The organism is Sandarakinorhabdus sp., from assembly GCF_040398665.1.
In the GTDB taxonomy this organism is placed as follows: Bacteria; Pseudomonadota; Alphaproteobacteria; order Sphingomonadales; family Sphingomonadaceae; genus Sandarakinorhabdus.
In genome coordinates, this window is record NZ_JBBATQ010000001.1 from 285,963 (window position 1) to 304,431 (window position 18,469).

Below are 18,469 nucleotides of genomic sequence, written 5' to 3' on the forward strand. Positions count from 1 at the left end.
ACGCCACCAAAAGAAAGCCTTGCTCCCCCCTTGCCGCCGGCTGCGGCAAGGGGGGACATGGATGATCCCTCTCCGAAAGGCCGTGTGATTCTGGTCGGCGCCGGCCCTGGCGCCGCTGATCTGCTGACCATGCGGGCCGTGCGGGCGCTGGCGTCGGCGGATGTCGTGGTGCACGACGGGCTGGTCAGCCCAGACATCATGGCATTGATCCCACCCGCTGCCCGCCGCATCGGCGTTGCCAAGCGCCGGGCGCGCCACACGCTGCCGCAAGACCAGATCGGCGCGTTGCTGGTCGCCGAGGCGCGCGCCGGCAACATCGTGGTGCGGTTGAAGGGCGGCGATCCCTTCATCTTCGGTCGCGGCGGTGAGGAAGTGGTGGCCTGTCAGGCGGCCGGTGTACCGGTGGAAGCCATTCCCGGCATTTCGGCCGCCAATGGCGCTTCGGCGTCGCTGCTGCTGCCGCTCACCCACCGCGATCATGCCTCCATCGTCAGCTTCGTGGCCGGCGAATGTCGCGGGCTGGCGGATCAGGATTGGGCCGGCCTCGCCGGCAAGGGCCGCACGCTGGTGATCTACATGGGCCTGGCCGGCGCCATGGCCATTGCCGACAAGTTGATGGCCGACGGCCTCGCCCCCGAAACGCCGGTCGCGGTGATCGAACGCGCCACCCAGGCCGGGGAGCGCATGGTGACGTCGCTGCTTGCCGATCTCGGCGATCTGGTGGCGCGCGAAGCCATCGAATCGCCGGCGCTGATCATCGTCGGCGCTGTCGCCACCCTGCCGGCCAAAGCACTTGCCCTTGCAAAGGAAATCCCATGCCCCGTGTATTGACCGGCAACCGCCTGGAAACCGGCGATGTGCTGTGGTGGACCGGCAACGACTGGAGCCTGCACCTGAACGATGCCGTGGCGCTTGGTGACGAAGCCGAGGCGCTGGTCGCCCGCCTGACCGCGGCGGAACGCATCAATGATCTGGTGCTGGTCGATGTGGACGCCACCGACACCGGCTGGCGCCCGCGCTCCACGCGCGAACGCGTGCGCGCCGTCGGCCCCAGTGTCCGCCCCGATTTTGCCCTGCCCTCCCTGCCTGTGGACGCGATCTGATGTACAAATACGACGAATATGATCAGGCCATTGTCGATGCCCGCGTCGAGGAATTTCGCGACCAGGTGCAGCGCCGGCTGAACAATGAAATCAGCGAAGACGCCTTCAAGCCGCTGCGGCTGATGAACGGTCTCTATCTGCAACTGCACGCCTATATGCTGCGCGTCGCCATCCCCTATGGCACACTCAGCGCGCGGCAGATGCGCATGCTGGCCCATATCGCCCGGCGCTATGATCGCGGTTATGCCCATTTCACCACGCGCCAGAATCTGCAGTACAACTGGATGAAGCTGGAAGAGACGCCCGATCTGCTCGCGGATCTGGCCAGCGTGGAAATGCATGCCTTCCAGACCAGCGGCAATTGCATCCGCAACATCAGTTCCGATCAATTCGCCGGTGCCGCCGCAGATGAAATTGCCGATCCGCGCCCCTATGCCGAGCTGCTGCGGCAATGGTCGACGCTGCACCCGGAATTTTCCTTCCTGCCGCGCAAGTTCAAAATTGCCGTCACCGGTTCGGATACCGATCGTGCCGCCATCCAGTTGCACGACATCGGCCTGCAACTGATCCGCAATGATGCGGGCGAGATCGGCATGAAGGTGCTGGTGGGCGGCGGCATGGGCCGCACGCCGTTGCTGGCACATGTCATCCGCGACTATCTGCCGATGGCCGACTATCTCAGCTACATGGAAGCGATACTGCGCGTCTACAATCGCCACGGTCGGCGCGACAATATCTACAAGGCGCGCATCAAGATATTGGTGAACGATCTGGGCCCGGCCGAATTCACCGCGCAGGTGGAGGCCGAGTGGGCGCAGATGAAACCGCTCGGGCTTGATGCGCCGGCCGCCGAACTGGCGCGCATCGTGGCGCAATTCGCCCCGCCCGCGCTGGACGCCGACGCGCCGGCCGATATCGATCTGTCGGATGCGGGTTTCGCCAACTGGGTGGCGGTGAACACGCACCCGCACAAGGTGCCCGGCCATGCCATCGTCACCATCAGCCTGAAGGCGCCCGGCGAAATCCCCGGCGATGCCTCCGCCGATCAGATGGACCTGATCGCCGATCTGGCCGAGCAATATGCCGGCGATGAAATCCGCGTCACCCACGCGCAGAATCTGGTGCTGCCGCATGTGCGGCGCGCCGATCTGTTCACGCTGTGGCAGGCGCTGGTGGGGGCTGGGCTGGCCACCGCCAATCTCGATCGCGCGTCCGACATCATTGCCTGCCCCGGCCTTGATTATTGCACGCTGGCCAATGCCCGCTCCATCCCGATCGCGCAGAAACTGGCGGTGAAACTGGCGCCGCAGGAAGCCGATCTGGGCGAATTGAAGATCAAGATTTCCGGTTGCATCAACGCCTGCGGCCACCACCATGCCGGCCACATCGGCATCCTGGGCGTCGATCGCAAGGGTGACGAGAATTACCAGCTGCTGCTCGGCGGTTCCGGTGCCGAAGATGCCAGCCTGGCCAAGATCCTCGGCCCCGGTTTCGATGAAGACGGCATTGTCGTCGCCGTCGAAAAGGTCGTCGATTGCTACAAGGCCCTGCGCAGCGACCCGGCCGAACGCCTGCTCGATACCTACCGCCGGGTTGGCGCCGCCCCGTTCAAGGAGGCCGTATATGGCTGATTCCCATCTGCTCCGCCTGCGTGACGATGCCGTGCATGATGCGGCGGCGGTTGCGCTCGTCGATCACCAGCAGGGCGACACTGCCGTGCAGTTGGCACCGGCCGACGACGCCCGCGCGCTGATCCCGCACCTCGCCACGCTGCACCGCATCGACATCGTCTTTCCCAAATTCCGCGATGGCCGCGGCTTCAGCAGCGCGCGCATCCTGCGTGAGGCCGGATTCACGGGCGAAATCCGCGCTGTCGGTGATCTCAAGATCGATCAGCTCGGCTTTCTGGTGCGCGCCGGTTTCGATGCCGTGCGATCCGATCTGCCGTTCGATCCGGCCGTGGTGACGCGCACGCTGCAACGCTTCGCCCATGTCTACATGAAGGCCGCCGATGGCCGCCCGCCGGTCTGGGCGCTGCGCGGTGCCTGAGGCCGCCCGGCAGCGCGCGGTCGACAGCATCGACACCGCGCCGCTGTTCACGGCAGCCGACGCCGATCGGCTGACGGCGCATTATGCCGCCGTGCCGGCGCAAGACATGCTGGCCGACCTCATCCTTGGCGAACTCAACGACCGCATTGCCGTGGTCTCCTCCTTCGGCAGCGAATCGGCGGTGCTGCTCGATCTGGTCGCGTCGGCCAGCAAGGATGTGCCGGTGATCTTCATCAACACCCAGAAGATCTTCGGCGAAACCCTCGCCTATCGCGACACGCTGGCCGAACAGTTGGGCTTCACCGATCTGCGCGTCTATCGCCCCGATCCGCGCCTGCTGGCCCAGAAGGATGCCACCAGCACCCGTTGGCGCTATGATGCCGATGGCTGCTGTGATTTGCGCAAGGTGGAGCCGCTGCGCCGCGCACTGGCGCCGTTCGGAGCCTGGATTTCCGGCCGCAAGGCCTATCAGGGCCGCTCCCGGGCTGCGCTGCCGCGTTTCGAGATCGACGAAGGCCGCTTGAAGATCAATCCCTTCGCCGATTGGTCCCGCGAAACGGTGGATGCGGCCTTTGCCGCCCGCAAGCTGCCGCTCCACCCACTGGAAGCGCAAGGCTACCCCTCCGTTGGCTGCGTGCCCTGCACCGCCAAAGTCCTCCCCGGCCAGGACCCCCGCGCCGGCCGCTGGCCCGGCCTCGAAAAGACCGAATGCGGGATCCATCAGCGGTCGCCTTAAGCTGAGAGCAGTTCCGGAATTCCGCAGGACGTCAGCCAGTTGGCAATCTCGTCATATTCTATCGGCGGGCGCGTTTCATCGGCGGCATCACCTCTCGGCACGAAGATGACCATCCCCTGTCGCGCCCGGGTGAGCAGCACGCGATAAGCGTTCTTCACATAATCGGCCTTGCTGATCCCGCTGCTGCTCTGGCTGACCTGACGCCACTTGGTGCCTTCAAACTCGCGGGCATGCCAGTGGTCGGTGCGGCGCAGGTTCAAATCCCAGGCAATGCAGGTCCAATCCAGTTCCAGACCCTGCACGTCAAACTCGGTTGCGACCTCTTCCAGTGCCGACGAAGAGCGGACATCGTGCGCCGGATTGAGGAACCACACCGGCCCATCGATTCGCGCTTTCACAAACAGGCCTTCCGGCTTCAATCGCAGCCCGTTTGATGACGCCAGCATCCCGGATCGCTCGTTGGGCCGGCGCTGCAACCGCAACCAGTGACGCGCCGCGGTGATCGAACGGGTCCAGTAGATCGGAAAGTCGCAGGCGTCTGGCCGGCAGGCCGCCGCCGCATCCGCGTCCTCTGCAAGGATTGCGGCGACAAATCGCGCAACCTTGTCCGACCGGAAGGAGCGCACCGGCACGTCGAGATGCAAGCGGGAATCAGGCACAGTTTCGGCCTGCTGAAGATAGTGGATCAACACCGGATCCAGTTGGCCCACCGTGTCCAGCAGCTTGGGCGGCGCAAAAATTCGCCAGTGCCGCCGATCAGCCTGTAGCGCACGTACCCATTCGGCGACGCCGGCCTCGCCATCATGGATCTCCTGACCTTCTCCGATCAGGCAAACCAGCACGCACCAATCCGGCCGGCGGTCCATAACCGACAGGAAGAAGGATGGCTCGGATTGATCAAAATCATGGTGGCCCTTCCCGGCCATGTAACGGGCTGCCTTGGTGCGACCCCAGGCTCTTTGGGCCTCGTCAAAGATAATCACATGCTCTGGTGGCGGCCCCTTGTCCTTCAGATAATCAGACCGGAACCGGTGGGCTGCCTGAATCAGCTTGTCAGGTGCCCGACCCAGCAGATGCAACTGGTCCTTCTTGAGCCCACGGCGTTTGGCACGGTCACGAAAATCCCGGCCTAGCGCCGTGGCCAATACCTCGACCAAGGGCCCATTGCCGGACAGCAAGGCGGAATCCTCGCCAATGTCCCGCTTCAAGCGCCCAGCAGCAATGTTAAGGCCCGCCAGCGTCTTGCCCGCACCTGGCACACCGGTGACAAAGCAAATGGCCTTCGCGCCTTCAGCCTTCATTTGATTCACGATGGCTTCAATGGCGGCAGACGTGCGTGCGAGGTTCTCGCCTCCGGCTTCGTGGCGAGAGATTTCGTCAACGTCATGCCCCGCATAGAGCGCCTCTGCCGCCTCGATAATGGTCGGTGTCGGTGCATAACGGCCTTCTGCCCACACATCCGGGTCGATTGCGGGCGCACTGTCCATGGCGATGAAGCGTTGCAGGGTGGGCAGCACATCCTTGGGCGCGCAATTGATCGGCGCCAGCACGCCATTTTCATGGGCAAAGCCAAGTTCCAACGGTTGGGCCGGGGCCTTGGTGGCGATCAAGATCGGAATGATGGTCCTGTCGTGGCTAGTTTGATGGAAGACCTTGAGATCAAAACCATAACCATGGACCTGTTCACGCGCGTGGATGGGAAAGTCACGCCGACCGACCTTGTATTCCAGAACGAAAATCAGACTGCCCGCTACAATGAGCGCGTCCGCCCGGCGGCCCATGCGGGGAATGCCGAATTCCAGAAAGAAATGAGCGTTGGGCAAAGCAGCGGCAATGGGTTGCAGATGTTCCACCTCGAATTGCCAGGCGGATTTTTGCGCCGGCTCATCGGCAAAAGGCGAACACGACAGCGCACCAAGAATCGTCAGCGGATCCAGCTTGGCGAAGACTTCAGCAGGAGCATCAAACCAGGCGCGCTTCATCCTCGCCAGGCTGCCAGGCTAGAGGGGATGCAGCAACGAAAAAGGGCGGCCCTTGCGGGCCGCCCTTTCGCGTTTCAGGCCCTTCGCATCAGAGCTTGGCGCGGATGCCCACGAAGTAGAAGCGGCCCATCCCCGACACCGGATAGGCCGACGACGAGAGATAGGGCGCAGCGTTGGTGAGGTTGTTGACGCCACCATAGACGCTGAAGCGGTCCTTCAGGATATCCACGTTGAAGTTGATGTTGTGGATCCAGTAATCCGGTGCGAACCCGGCCGGGCCGAATTGCGTGTCGATGGTTTCGATCTGGATCGCGCTGGCGGCCGCAGTGGACTGCACATATTGCACATTATAGCCGAAGCTGAAGGCGCCGCGGTTGTAGTTGACGGAGCCGACGCCTGCCCATTCAGGCACCGACAATTCGCGCAGCGCCGGATTGATGTTGTTGAGATTGGTCGGATCGAAGAAGCGATTGACCTGCTTGGTCCAGTTGCCGTTCAGGCCCAGGCTGATGTTGTTCTTGTCCCACAAGGTGAAGCGATAGTTCACCGAGAAATCGACACCGGCGGTTTCGATCTTGGCAAAGTTCAACTGGGTCTGACGCAGGGTGCGGAAGCCGAACAGATTGGGCTGATTGGCCGAGGTGTTGCCCGGCGCCGTGGGCCCGATGCGTTCGAACAGCGAGCAGAAGCTGTTGGGGAACTGCGTGTTGTCGTAGCAGGTGTCCACGATGTTCTGCGCGGTCAACGCCTGAATGGCGTTGGTGATCTTGATCGAATAATAATCCGCGCTGAGCGTCAGGCCCGGCACGAAGCGGGGCTGAACCACGGTGCCCACCGTGAAGGTGGTGGCCTTTTCTTCCTGCAGATTGGGATTGCCGCTGATGGTTCCGCCGAAACGGCCGGTGAGCGGATCATTGTAATTGGCGAGGAAGGTCGCGGGATTGGCAATGCCCAGCGCCGTCACGGCGGCAAGGCAGTTGCCGCGACGGCCCGGGTTCACATTCTGGTTGATCAGATCGCACGGATCGGACGGCCGGAAGGTGGTGCCCTGCGCCGGATCGAACAATTCGGTGATGTTGGGCGCACGGATGGCGCGGGCATAGGTGCCGCGGAACTTGATGTCCTCAATCGGGGCCCAGGTGCCGCTGACATTCCAGGTGAGAGCGCCGCCGATGGTCGAGTAATCGGCATAGCGGGCCGCCGCGCCCACGGTGAGTTCATGGAAGAACGGCGTGTCCTTCAGGATCGGCACCTTCACTTCGCCGAACACTTCCTTCACGTCAAAGCTGCCACCGGCATTGTTGGTGCGGTTGGTGGGATCGAAGATCAGCGACTGGTTGGTGGGCTCCACATCGCCGATGAACCGGCCCACGATGTTGGCCGGGCCGGTTTGCGGGATGATCCCCAGCACCAGCGGATCGAATGTGGAGGTGGATTCTTCCTTCCGATATTCGCCGCCGAAGGCAAACTGGATGGCACCGCCCGGCAGGTTGAGGAAACCGCCGGTATCGCCGGTGAACAGGGCCGTCAGCACCGTCTGTTCGAGGCGGAAGCGGTTGGTGGTCGGCGCGGTGATCCAATCGGCCGCGGCCTTGCTGATCGAATTGGCACCGCCCAATATGTTGGCCGGCACGCAGGTGCCGTCGCCGGGGCGGAAGCTGAAGAACCCGGGCGCAATGAGCGGGAAGGTTTCCGAGCCCGGATGCGGCGTGGTGTTTCCGGTGCTGACGCGGCAGACTGGCTGGCCATTGGGACCACGCACCACATCGATGGCAGCGAACAGCCGATCATAGAGCACGGCGTTTTCAAAGGTGTTCGCGTTGTCCGTGCGGCCCCAGTTGCCGACCACTTCATAATTCAGGTGCGAGCTGATTTCGCCGCGCACGCCCGCCACGATGCGATAGGTTTCGCGGCGCGCCCGGCTGATGCCGTCGCCCAGGTCGGTCATGTCGCGCGAGACGCGCAGGCCGCCGCCGGCATCGGCCTGGCCTTGCAGCACCGTCGGGATGAACGGGTTGTCGGGCGTGATCAGCAGCGTATCATAGAAACTGTTGTAGGCGCTGCGGCTGATCGCATTGTTGCGGGTGTATTTGGCGTCGATGAACACTTCGGCAGCGGGCGAGAATTCATAATTGCCGCGGAAGTTGGCATAGATGCGTTCCGAACCGGGGATCAAGGACTGGGCATTGACGCGTTCCGGGGCGCCATCGCCACCGAACTGGTTCTGGCTGGTGGAAATGATGCCGTCCTGGAAAATCTTCACGCCGCCGCCGGGGGTGGAGACGTAGCAACCGCCGCCGCCAAAGCCGGTCCAACCAACAAAGCTTTCGTTGCAGTCCGCGATGCCATTGTTGTTGAGATCGGTGGTGAAGCGGGCGAAATCACCGCGGAAGATCAGGCCGGCGTTGGACGAGATACCAAAGGCTGGCTGGCTGCCAATAACCAGCGACGGCGCACCGGCGGCGCGGGCCATCAGGGCGCTTTCCGCCGCTGTCGGGGTAACGCCAGGGAACTGGGTGGCAAACTGCGCCGCGGTCGGGATGGAGGGACCAAAGGCGATGCGGCTGGTGCGCGGGCCAGGGCCACCGACGCGGTAATAGTTGGCGAAGTTCGGCATGGTCGCGGCGTTGATGTCGCCTTTCTGGAACCGGCGGAACGGGTTGGCATAGGTGGTGCTGTTGTTGCCGCGGCCGTTGTCAGCCGTGAAGGGCCGCGCCGAGAACAGGATTTCCTCGTCCTTGGTGTAGCCGGCCGAGAAGGTGACATTGCCCTTGCCGTCTGCAAAGTTGGTGCCCCAGGTGCCTTCCAGCCGATAGCTGTTGCCATCGCCAAAATCGGAAATTCCGAACTGACCATCAAGGGCAAGCCCCTGGAAATTCTTTTTCAGCACATAGTTGACCACACCGGTGACAGCGTCGGCGCCATAAACAGCCGAAGCGCCGCCGGTAAGGACGTCGACCCGTTCGATGAGCGCATTCGGGATGGTCGACACGTCGACCGTCTGGCTGCCGGCAACACCGGCAACATGGCGATAGCCATCGACCAGAACCAGCGTGCGGTTGGCGCCCAACTGGCGCAAGTTCAGTGTGGCCTGGCCAATGCCGCCCGCACCGCGCTCGATGGAATCGGCCACAGTGCCCGAAGCAAGCAGCGCCGGAATCTGGCGCAACGTGGCCGTGGGATCACTGTTGCCCAGTGCACGCAAAGCGGCGGCATCAACGGTGGTGATCGGCAAGGCCGAGGTTTCGTTTGGACTGGATTTGAGGCGCGAGCCGGTGACCACCAGTTCTTCGGCGGCGGTCTCGGCGGCTGCAGCGGTCGTCTGATCCTGCGCCAAGGTTGCGGTGGCCAGCGATCCAGCCAGCACGGAACCAGCAAGCAGCAGCATTTTCTTGTTCAACACGGTATCGCCCCTATCCTGACAATTGCGGCACTTTTGTTGCGCCGCAGCGTTGCCATGACAACAGGGCAATGTGCGTAATTCGTGAGGCGGCGCACATTGTGTTGCGGATGTGGCCCATCGGCCACAGCGCTGGCGCCGCCGATTGCTCAGGCGGCGCTGGGGGCCGCTTCGCGCACGCTCTGATCGACATGCGCTTCGAACGCCGCGAAATTGGCGATGAACATGCCGACCAGCGCCTTGGCCCTGGCATCATAATCCGCCTTGTCGGCCCAGGTTTCGCGCGGGTTGAGGATGATGCTGTCCACGCCCGGCACCGCCACCGGCACCGCAAAGCCGAAATTGGCATCGGTGCGGAATTCCGCCGTCTTCAGGCTGCCGTCGAGCGCGGCGTTGAGCAGCGCGCGCGTCACCTTGATCGGCATGCGGCTGCCACCGGCGGTGGCGCTGCCGCCGGTCCAGCCGGTGTTGACCAGCCACACATCCACGCCGCCCTTGGCAATGCGTGACTTCAACAGATTGCCATAAACCGACGGGTGACGCGGCATGAACGGCGCACCGAAACAGGTGGAGAAGGTGGCATCCGGTTCGGTCACGCCGATTTCGGTGCCGGCGACGCGCGCCGTGTAGCCCGACAGGAAGTGATACATCGCCTGATCCGGCGTCAGCTTGGATATCGGCGGCAGGATGCCGAACGCATCGGCGGTCAGCATGATGATGTTGCGCGGCACCGGGCCCATGTTGTCGGCCGACGCGTTGGGGATGAATTCGATCGGATAGGAACCGCGGCTGTTTTCCGCCAGGCTGTTGTCATCCAGATCGATCACCCGCGTGTCGGGATCCATCACGACATTTTCCAGCACCGTGCCAAACCGGCGCGTGGTGGCGTAAATCTCCGGCTCGGCTTCGGCCGACAGCCGGATCATCTTGGCATAGCAACCGCCTTCGAAGTTGAAGACGGCCGTATCCGACCAGCCATGTTCATCATCACCGATCAGCGTGCGGCTGGCATCGGCGGACAGCGTGGTCTTGCCGGTGCCCGACAGGCCGAAGAAGATCGCCGTGTCGCCATCCGGGCCGATATTGGCCGAACAGTGCATCGGCATCACGCCGCGTTCCGGCAGCAGATAGTTCAGGATGGAGAACACCGATTTCTTCATTTCGCCGGCATAGGCGGTGCCGCCGATCAGCACGGTCTTGTTGGTGAAATCGACCGCCACGATGGTTTCGCTGCGGCAGCCATGACGGGCCGGATCGGCGCGGAACGACGGCAGATCGATGATCGTGTATTCCGGTACGAAATCCGCCAGTTCATCGGCGCCGGGGCGGACCAGCAGCGTGCGGATGAACAGGCTGTGCCAGGCATGTTCGGTGATCACCCGCACCCGCGCCCGGTGCTCGGGCTGGCTGCCGCCGAACAGATCCTGCACGAACAGATCGGCCTTCTGCGCCAGCGCGGCCTGGAAATCGGCCTTCACCGCGGCGAATTGCGCGGGCGTGATGCTCTTGTTCTTGTCCCACCAAATGGTGCCATCGGTTTCGGCATCGCGCACGATGAACTTGTCGTTGGCGCTGCGGCCGGTGTGCTTGCCGGTTTTCACCACCAGCGCGCCATGTTCCGACAACATGCCTTCACCGCGTTGCACGGCCAGTTCCACCAGCGGGCCCGTGGCCAGATTCCAGTGCAGACTGGCGGGCGTGGCATAGCCCTGCGATGCAAGACCAAAGGCGGGAACAATAGTGGATGGCACGATTCTACTCCTGAATTCCGGGGCCAAACTCGCCTCCAAAAGCCGAGCCGACCTTTTATGGCGGCCCGCATAGCCGACACGTTAACATCCGTCAAAACGTCGTAGCATGGACAATGCTGACATGGCTGAATTTGCGCGCGGCCTGTGCAATCTACGCGCTGGACTTGCGAAAGACGCGCTGTCGCTTCACATAGGCGACGATGGACCAGACCACGCTTGTCCCCACGATTGCCCTCGTCGACGATGATCGCAACATCCTCACGTCGGTGTCGATCGCGCTGCAGGCCGAAGGCTTTGCGGTGCGGCTCTATTCTGACGGCGATAGCGCCCTGAAAGCCCTGCTGGAAAATCTGCCCGATCTGGTGGTGCTCGATATCAAGATGCCGCGCATGGACGGCATGGAGCTGCTGCGTCGCCTGCGCGAGAAAAGCCAGGTGCCGGTGATCTTCCTGACCAGCAAGGACACCGAGATCGATGAAGCGCTCGGCCTGGCCATGGGCGCCGACGACTATATCGGCAAGCCGTTCAGCCAGCGCCTGTTGATCGAACGCATCCGTGCCGTGCTGCGCCGCACCGCCAATCGGCGCGCCGCGCCCGATGCCGCGGATGACATCGTGGTCGATCCCATCGTGCGCGGGCGGCTGAACATGGATCCGGCGCGCCACCGCGTGTATTGGGATGCCGGCGAAGGCCGCCGCGGCGATGTGGCCTTGACGGTCACCGAATTCATGATCCTGGAAACCTTGGCGCAACGGCCCGGTTTCGTGAAGTCGCGCGACCAGTTGATGGATGCGGCCTATGCCCATGACGTGTACGTCGATGACCGCACCATCGACAGCCATATCAAGCGGTTGCGCAAGAAATTCCGCGCGGTTGATCACCAGTTCAAAGCCATCGAGACCTTGTATGGCGTCGGTTACCGTTTCAACGAGGAATAGGATGTGAGGGCAGAGGAGGCGGTGCAGGAATGGCGCCGGGGCCTCGGCTTTGGTTCGCTGCGCGCCCGCATCTTTGCGGTGAACCTGCTCGCGGTGATCGTGCTGGCGATCATGCTGCTCTATCTCGATACGGTGCGCGCCCGCCTGCTGGATGAACGCACGAACGCCATATCGAATGAAGCCCTGGCGATTGCCGGTCTCGCGGGCGATCTTCCTGCCGGGCTTGAACGGCTGAACTTTGCGCGGGGCACGCGCGTGCGGCTTTATGCAAACGACGGCGGCGTGCTGACCGACAATTGGCGCTTCGAGCCCACGCGCCGCTTTGCCATCGAAGATCCCGATGGCTATTCTTGGCAGCGCGCATCGGCAAAATTCATCGACCGGCTTCTCGAGCAGTTGCTGAGCGCGCGCACGCTGCCGCACTATGCCGAGGCCGTGCCGGATCGTGCCGGCCAGTGGCGCGAGGTGCAGGTGGCGCGCCAGTCCGGCCAGCCCGCCACGGAACTGCGCCGCGCCATCGATGGCAGCATCATCGTGGGGGCCGCGGTGCCCGTGCCGGGCCTTGGCGTGGTGCATCTGATGGACAATGCCGAAGATGTGTCACGCATCCTGCGGGCCGAACGCCTCACCTCCTTCTGGCTCCTGCTCAGCGTTTCGGGACTGACCCTGGGGCTGTCGTTTTACCTGACACGCACCATCGTGCGCCCGCTGCGCTTGCTGGCGATTGCGGCCCACCGGGTGCGGCTGGGCCGGCGGCGCGAAGTGGTGGTGCCACGCCTGCCCGATCGCCGCGACGAGATCGGCGCGCTGGCCCGCGCCGTTTCCGACATGTCGATCGCGCTCAGGCGGCAGATCGATGCCACGGAAGCCTTTGCCGCCGATGTCGCCCATGAGCTGAAGAATCCGCTCGCTTCGCTGCGCTCGGCGGTCGATGTGCTGGGCCAGGTCGAACAGCCGGCGTTGCGCGATCAGTTGCTGGACGTGATCCGCGATGATGTCGGGCGCATCGATCGGCTGATCACCGATATCGCCGATGCCAGCCGGCTGGATGCGGAATTGTCGCGCACCGGATTCCAGCCGGTCGATGCCGGCGCGCTCGCCGATGGCCTGGTCAGCGCCTATGGCATCGCCGGACAGGCGCATGGGCAGACCCGGGGGCTGGCGGTGCAGCGCGCCGGCCTGCCGGCGCCGGTGATGATCGAAGGCGACGCCAGCCGTCTGGCGCAAGTGCTGCGCAACCTGATCGACAATGCGTTGAGCTTCTCGCCAGACGGCGGAACCGTCACCCTTGCCGTTGATCGTGTTGGTGAACAGGTCGAACTGGTCGTCACCGATCAGGGGCCCGGCGTGCCGTCGGCCAACCGCGGCGACATCTTCCGCCGATTCTATTCCGAACGGCCGCCGACGGAGGATTTTGGCCGCCATTCCGGGCTGGGCCTGTCGATCGCCGCCGCCATCGTCAGCGCGCACGGCGGCCAGATCGTGGTGGAGGAGGCCCAAGGTGGCGGCGGCCGGTTCCGCGTGTTGCTGCCGGCGGCCTGATCCGGTGCCAAAGACCATGCCTGAAACGCTGCACGCCACGGCGGTTGCGCTGGATGGCCGCGCCGTGCTGCTGCTGGGGCCATCGGGTGCCGGCAAATCCGATCTGGCACTGCGTCTGGTGGCGTGTGGCTGGCAGTTGGTGGCTGATGATCGGGTGGTGGTGACGGCTTGCGAACACGGACCTGTGGCGAGCGCGCCGCCGCGGCTGGCCGGTCTGCTGGAAGTGCGGGGGCTGGGCATCGTCCCCGAACCGACGGCGCCTGCCCCCATCGCGCTGGTGCTGGATCTTGGCCGACCCCCCGGCCGCATGCCCGACATTGAACAATTTCCGGTGGCGGGCGTAACCCTGCCCATGCTGGCTTTTGATCCGTTCGGCGATTCGGCGCCGCAGCGCGCGGCGCGGGCCTTGGCAAGCCACGGGCTTCCCGGCACAAGTCGCGGCGTGAGCCAGCCGATCCTGATCATCTCCGGCCTTTCGGGTGCCGGCAAATCCACCGTGCTGCGCGCGCTGGAGGATGCCGAGCATGAAGTGGTGGACAATCTGCCGCTGTCGCTGCTCGATGCGTTGATCGCCGGCGTGGCTGGCCGCCCGCTGGCGCTGGGCATCGACACCCGCACCCGCGCCTTCGATCCCACCGCGCTGGCGGCGCGCGTGGCGGCGCTGCGCGATGCGGGGCGCGATGTGCGGTTGATCTTCCTGGATTGCGCCGACGATGTGTTGATCCGGCGCTTTTCCGAAACCCGCCGCCGCCACCCGCTCAGCCTGGATCGCCCGGCCATCGATGGCATCATCGCGGAGCGCGACCTGCTGATGCCGCTGCGGCGCTGGGCCGATCTGGTCATCGACACCACCGAATTGTCGGTGACCGATCTGCGCGCCCGCGTGGCAGAGCGGTTCGGCGGCCTGTCGCCGGGGCTGACCGTCACCATCCTCAGCTTCGGCTTTGCCGCCGGCCTGCCGCGCGATGCCGATCTGGTGCTGGATGTCCGCTTCCTGGCCAATCCGCACTGGAATGTCGCGTTGCGGCCCCTGACCGGCGAGGATGACCGGGTGGCGGCGTTTGTCGCAGCCGATCCGCTTTATGCCGCCACGCTCACCAAGTTCGATGATCTTATCCGCACCCTGCTTCCCGGCTATGCCCGCGAAGGCAAGGCCTATCTGACGATTGCCATTGGCTGCACCGGCGGGCGCCATCGCAGTGTTGCCACCGCGCGCGATCTGGCGGCGCGGCTGGTGGCGGCCGGGCAACCCGTGGCGCTGGTGCATCGGGATATCGCAAAATTGGCGGGCGATGCCGCCGTTGTGGCAGGCGCCCCATTGACAGACTCAGTCGAAGGGCGTGAGGGCAGCGACCAATGATCGGATTGGTTCTGGTAACCCACGGGGGGTTGGCGGCCGAGTTTCGGGCCGCCATGGAGCATGTCGTTGGCGCGCAGCCCTGCGTGGCGGCGATCTGCATCGCCGCCGATGACGATATGGAGGTGCGCCGCACCGACATCGCCGACGCCGTCACCGCCTGCAACAGCGGCCAGGGGGTCATCATCCTCACCGACATGTTCGGCGGCACGCCATCCAATCTCGCGATTTCGCTGCTCGGCCCGCAGGTCGAGGTGATCGCCGGCGTCAACCTGCCGATGCTGATCAAGCTGGCCAGCGTGCGCAAGACCGGCACGGTCGCCGCCGCCGTGCAGGCAGCCCAGGATGCCGGCCGCAAATATATCGCCGTGGCCAGCCGCATGCTGGGTGAGGCGGCTTGAGCGAGGTTGCCGGCCCGGTTCGGGTCACGATCAGCAACCGCCGCGGGCTCCATGCACGGGCCAGCGCCAAGTTCGTGACACTCGCCTCCAGCTTCGACGCGGACGTGACCGTTGCGCACGATGGCGCGTCCGTCACCGGCACGTCGATCATGGGCCTGATGATGCTGGCCGCCGCCCTGGGCGACGACATCGAGATCAGCGCGACGGGGCGCGAGGCCGAGGCCGCGCTGTCGAAGCTTGTCGGCCTGGTGACGGACAAGTTCGGGGAAGATTGAGCCGGGGATTGAGCCGCACCCCGCGACATCACTGCGCGCTCCCAGCCACGACAAAACCGCTATCCCCGCGGCCATGCGTTTCCCCCTCACTCGCGCCGATGCGCTTTCCCGCGTCGCCGAATTCGTGCCCCTGGCCGGCCGGGCCTATGCGGCGCGGCGCAACCATGATGGCGGGCCGGGTGGCGCTGCCACCACGTCACTTCTGTCCCCCGCCATCCGCCGCCGGCTGGTGAGCGAGCAGGAGGTCGCCGCCGCCGCCATCGCCGCGCACGGCTTCACCGGCGCGGAGAAATTCGTCCAGGAAATCTGCTGGCGGAGCTATTGGGTGGGCTGGCTACAGCAACGCCCCGAAATCTGGACGCGCTGGCAAGCTGATGTCGTGCGCATGCAGGCGATGCTGGCCGACGATGGCAGATGGCAGCGCCGTTACGCGCAGGCCATGGCCGGCACCACCGGCATCGATTGTTTCGACGCATGGGTGCACGAATTGATCGAAACCGGCTGGCTGCACAACCATGTGCGGATGAGCTTTGCCAGCATCTGGTGCTTCACGTTGCGGCTGCCGTGGCAGCTGGGTGCGGCGTTCTTCTATCAGCATCTGCTCGATGCCTGCCCGGCCAGCAACACGCTGGGTTGGCGCTGGGTGGTGGGCCTGCAGACGCCGGGCAAGACCTATCTGGCGCGCGCCGATCTGATCCGTGATCTGTCGGGCGGGCGGTTCCGGGTCGCGGCGCCGCTGGCGCGCGAGGCCGCGCCTTGGCCCGCTGACACCATCCCGCCGCCGATCCCGCCGGTGCCGGCGATGCGCGCCGATCCAATGCTGCGCACCGGCCTGTTCATCACCACCGAAGATTGCAGCCTCGATCAACAGGCCCTGCCCCCTCTGGTGGCGCTGGCCGCGACGCCGGACATCGGCGGCACGCCGGCGCCGCTGAAGCACCGCGTTGCGATGGCCATGATCGGCGATGGTCTCGCCCGCGCCGCGAGCCGTTTCGGCCTGGAACCCGAACGCGTCGATGCCACCTTCGGCGTGGATGCCATGCGTGATTGGGCGGCGCGTCACCGCTTGCGCCAGATCATCACCGCCGATGCGCCGGTCGGCCCGGTGAAGGACCGGCTGGACATGCTGGCCCCGGCGCTGGCCGCCGATGGCGTGGCGCTGGTGCGCCTGCGCCGCGCCTGGGATGATGTCGCCTGGCCGCGCGCCACCAAGGGCTTTTTCCCGTTCAAGGCCGCCATTCCGAAACTGCTGGCGCTGGAGCCGGGCGCGCTGGCATAAGAGGCGCATGCACCGCGCTCTCGTCCTGCTTCCCTTGGCTCTGCTCGGCGGCTGCGCCGTGGCCACGGCAGTCATCACCGCGCCGATCAAGCTGGGTGAAGTGGTGTATGACACCGCCACCGAAAGCCAGGAAGAAGCCGACATCAAGCGCGGCCGCGCCCTGCGCAAACAGGAAGACGCGCAAAAGCGCGCGGCGAAGCAGGCCGAGAAAGCCCGCCGCAAGGCAGAGCGGGAACGCCGCCGCGACGATTGAGGGCGTATGGCCTGCGGCACAACCACCCGCTTGCCCAATCCCTGCCCACACGCCACGGTAGCAGCATGGGGGACAAACCAGATTTCGCCGGCCACCCGGCTGGCCTTGCCATCGTCACGGTGGCCGAAGGCTTGCAGGCCGCCGGCGTCTATGGGGTGCAATCGCTGCTGATCCTCTACATGGCGAATTTCCTGTTCACGCCGGCCGAAGTCGCCAGCGTCGGCGGCTTCGATCTCTGGCGGAGCATCGTCGAGCGCCTGTTCGGGCCGATGAGCAATCAGGCGCTCGCCACCCAGACCATGGGGCTTTATCTCGGGCTGTTCTTTCTGACGCCGCTGCTCGGCGGCTGGCTGGGCGATCGCCTGTGGGGGCCGCGCCTGACCTGCATCCTGGGCGCGATCCTGGCGAGCGCCGGCATGGCGATGGTGATCACGCCGTCCTTGTTCCTGCCCGGCCTGCTGGTCTGCGCCTTTGGCGCCGGCGCGTTGCGCTGCAATCTGAATGCGCAGACCGGGCATCTTTATGGGCGCGACGATGGCCGCCGCGATGCGGCCTTTGCCATTCTCGCCGCCGGGCTCAACACCGGGGCGTTCCTCGGCCCGCTGCTGATCGGCGCGCTGGGGGAGGTGGTGAACTGGCAATGGGGTTTCGCCGCGGCCTGCACCTGCATGGCGCTGGCGGCGATCACCCTTTTGATCGGCAATGGCCTGATGCCCGCCGACACACCCCCTTCCACCCGCCGTGCCGCGCGGCTTGGGCCCGGCGACGGCAAGACCATTGCAGCGCTGATTGCGGTGATGCTGCTCACCAGCCTGTTCTGGCTGGCGCAAAGCCAAGTGTGGAATGTCTATGCGCTGTGGGGCCGTGACCATCTTGATCGCATGGTGCTGGGCCTCGAAGTGCCGGTCACCTGGTTGCAGGCCATCGACAGCCTGGCGCCGATCCTGGCGGTGCCGCCGGTGCTCGCCCTGTGGCGCTGGCAGGCGGCGCGTGGGCGCGAGCCGAAAGAACTCGGCAAGATCGGCATCGGCATGGCGCTGATGGGCGTCGCCTTCCTGTGGCTGGCGGCCGGCAGCGGGTCGGCGAAAACGCCGTTCCTGTGGGTGGTCGGCTTCCATCTGATGCTCAACACCGGCTGGCTCTACCTGGTGCCCACCATGAACGCCCTGTTTTCGCGCAGCGCGCCGGTGGCGGTGACCGGCGTCATGCTGGGCGCGGTGCAGTTCGCTGTGTTCCTGGGCAGCACCATGTCCGGCTGGCTGGGGCGGTTCTACGAAACCATGGACGCACCCGCCTTCTGGGTGATGCACGCGTGCTTTCCGCTGGCCGGCGCGGCGGTAATGTGGGCAGCGCGCGGGCGATTGGGGCGCGTGCTGCGGTTGTGAGGTGGCCCGCTTCCTGCA

General features: G+C 65.0%; 16 protein-coding genes. 13 read left to right on the top strand and 3 right to left on the bottom strand.

Annotation, left to right across the window (positions count from 1 at the left end):
* The first annotated feature begins 57 nt into the window (after positions 1 to 57).
* Genes cobA through ABWP22_RS01345 form a run of 5 tightly spaced genes read left to right on the top strand, consistent with a single transcriptional unit; the run spans position 58 to position 3,888 of the window.
* Positions 58 to 831: a uroporphyrinogen-III C-methyltransferase gene (cobA, locus tag ABWP22_RS01325; RefSeq protein ID WP_353198121.1), complete on the top strand. Its 774-nt coding sequence runs from the start codon at positions 58 to 60 to the stop codon at positions 829 to 831.
* Positions 816 to 1,103 carry a DUF2849 domain-containing protein gene (locus ABWP22_RS01330; protein WP_353198122.1) on the top strand — a complete coding sequence of 96 codons (288 nt, stop codon included), beginning with the start codon at positions 816 to 818 and terminating at the stop codon, positions 1,101 to 1,103. The genes cobA and ABWP22_RS01330 overlap by 16 nt, the downstream gene beginning before the upstream one ends.
* Positions 1,103 to 2,734, top strand: coding sequence for a nitrite/sulfite reductase (locus ABWP22_RS01335; RefSeq protein ID WP_353198123.1), 1,632 nt, complete (start codon positions 1,103 to 1,105; stop codon positions 2,732 to 2,734). Before ABWP22_RS01330 ends, ABWP22_RS01335 begins: the two co-directional genes overlap by 1 nt.
* Complete coding sequence (locus ABWP22_RS01340) at positions 2,727 to 3,152, top strand: DUF934 domain-containing protein (protein ID WP_353198124.1); 426 nt, start codon at positions 2,727 to 2,729, stop codon at positions 3,150 to 3,152. The genes ABWP22_RS01335 and ABWP22_RS01340 overlap by 8 nt, the downstream gene beginning before the upstream one ends.
* Positions 3,145 to 3,888 (top strand): phosphoadenylyl-sulfate reductase, encoded by a 744-nt coding sequence (locus ABWP22_RS01345; RefSeq protein WP_353198125.1) that lies wholly within the window; start codon positions 3,145 to 3,147, stop codon positions 3,886 to 3,888. Before ABWP22_RS01340 ends, ABWP22_RS01345 begins: the two co-directional genes overlap by 8 nt.
* Here the strand turns inward: ABWP22_RS01345 and ABWP22_RS01350 are convergent.
* The 3 genes from ABWP22_RS01350 to ABWP22_RS01360 all read right to left on the bottom strand — a co-directional run bounded on the left by ABWP22_RS01350 (position 3,885) and on the right by ABWP22_RS01360 (position 11,021).
* Positions 3,885 to 5,870: a DNA/RNA helicase domain-containing protein gene (locus tag ABWP22_RS01350; protein WP_353198126.1), complete on the bottom strand. Its 1,986-nt coding sequence runs from the start codon at positions 5,868 to 5,870 to the stop codon at positions 3,885 to 3,887. The two genes, ABWP22_RS01345 and ABWP22_RS01350, sit on opposite strands and share 4 nt — an antisense overlap.
* An 88-nt stretch (positions 5,871 to 5,958) precedes the next feature.
* Positions 5,959 to 9,258, bottom strand: coding sequence for a TonB-dependent receptor domain-containing protein (locus ABWP22_RS01355; protein WP_353198127.1), 3,300 nt, complete (start codon positions 9,256 to 9,258; stop codon positions 5,959 to 5,961).
* Positions 9,259 to 9,419: 161 nt separating this feature from the next.
* Positions 9,420 to 11,021 (bottom strand): phosphoenolpyruvate carboxykinase, encoded by a 1,602-nt coding sequence (locus ABWP22_RS01360; RefSeq protein ID WP_353198128.1) that lies wholly within the window; start codon positions 11,019 to 11,021, stop codon positions 9,420 to 9,422.
* Positions 11,022 to 11,221: 200 nt separating this feature from the next.
* Here ABWP22_RS01360 and ABWP22_RS01365 point away from each other — a divergent pair, with 200 nt between their 5' ends.
* From ABWP22_RS01365 to ABWP22_RS01400, 8 genes are all read left to right on the top strand, one after another.
* Complete coding sequence (locus ABWP22_RS01365) at positions 11,222 to 11,959, top strand: response regulator transcription factor (protein ID WP_353198129.1); 738 nt, start codon at positions 11,222 to 11,224, stop codon at positions 11,957 to 11,959.
* 3 nt (positions 11,960 to 11,962) lie between these two features.
* On the top strand, positions 11,963 to 13,501 hold the full coding sequence (locus ABWP22_RS01370) for a sensor histidine kinase (protein ID WP_353198130.1): 1,539 nt from the start codon (positions 11,963 to 11,965) through the stop codon (positions 13,499 to 13,501).
* A 16-nt stretch (positions 13,502 to 13,517) separates the two neighbouring features.
* Complete coding sequence (gene rapZ / locus ABWP22_RS01375) at positions 13,518 to 14,861, top strand: RNase adapter RapZ (RefSeq protein WP_353198131.1); 1,344 nt, start codon at positions 13,518 to 13,520, stop codon at positions 14,859 to 14,861.
* The gene (locus ABWP22_RS01380; protein WP_353198132.1) at positions 14,858 to 15,259 is read left to right on the top strand and encodes a PTS sugar transporter subunit IIA; all 402 of its coding nucleotides are present in this window, start codon (positions 14,858 to 14,860) and stop codon (positions 15,257 to 15,259) included. The genes rapZ and ABWP22_RS01380 overlap by 4 nt, the downstream gene beginning before the upstream one ends.
* On the top strand, positions 15,256 to 15,534 hold the full coding sequence (locus ABWP22_RS01385) for an HPr family phosphocarrier protein (RefSeq protein ID WP_353198133.1): 279 nt from the start codon (positions 15,256 to 15,258) through the stop codon (positions 15,532 to 15,534). The genes ABWP22_RS01380 and ABWP22_RS01385 overlap by 4 nt, the downstream gene beginning before the upstream one ends.
* A 73-nt stretch (positions 15,535 to 15,607) precedes the next feature.
* The gene (locus ABWP22_RS01390; protein WP_353198134.1) at positions 15,608 to 16,813 is read left to right on the top strand and encodes an FAD-binding domain-containing protein; all 1,206 of its coding nucleotides are present in this window, start codon (positions 15,608 to 15,610) and stop codon (positions 16,811 to 16,813) included.
* A gap of 7 nt (positions 16,814 to 16,820) precedes the next feature.
* Positions 16,821 to 17,066, top strand: a complete 246-nt coding sequence (locus tag ABWP22_RS01395) for a hypothetical protein (RefSeq protein WP_353198135.1) — start codon at positions 16,821 to 16,823, stop codon at positions 17,064 to 17,066.
* Between the two features lie 65 nt (positions 17,067 to 17,131).
* Positions 17,132 to 18,451 carry a peptide MFS transporter gene (locus ABWP22_RS01400; protein ID WP_353198136.1) on the top strand — a complete coding sequence of 440 codons (1,320 nt, stop codon included), beginning with the start codon at positions 17,132 to 17,134 and terminating at the stop codon, positions 18,449 to 18,451.
* The last annotated feature ends 18 nt before the right edge of the window (positions 18,452 to 18,469 follow it).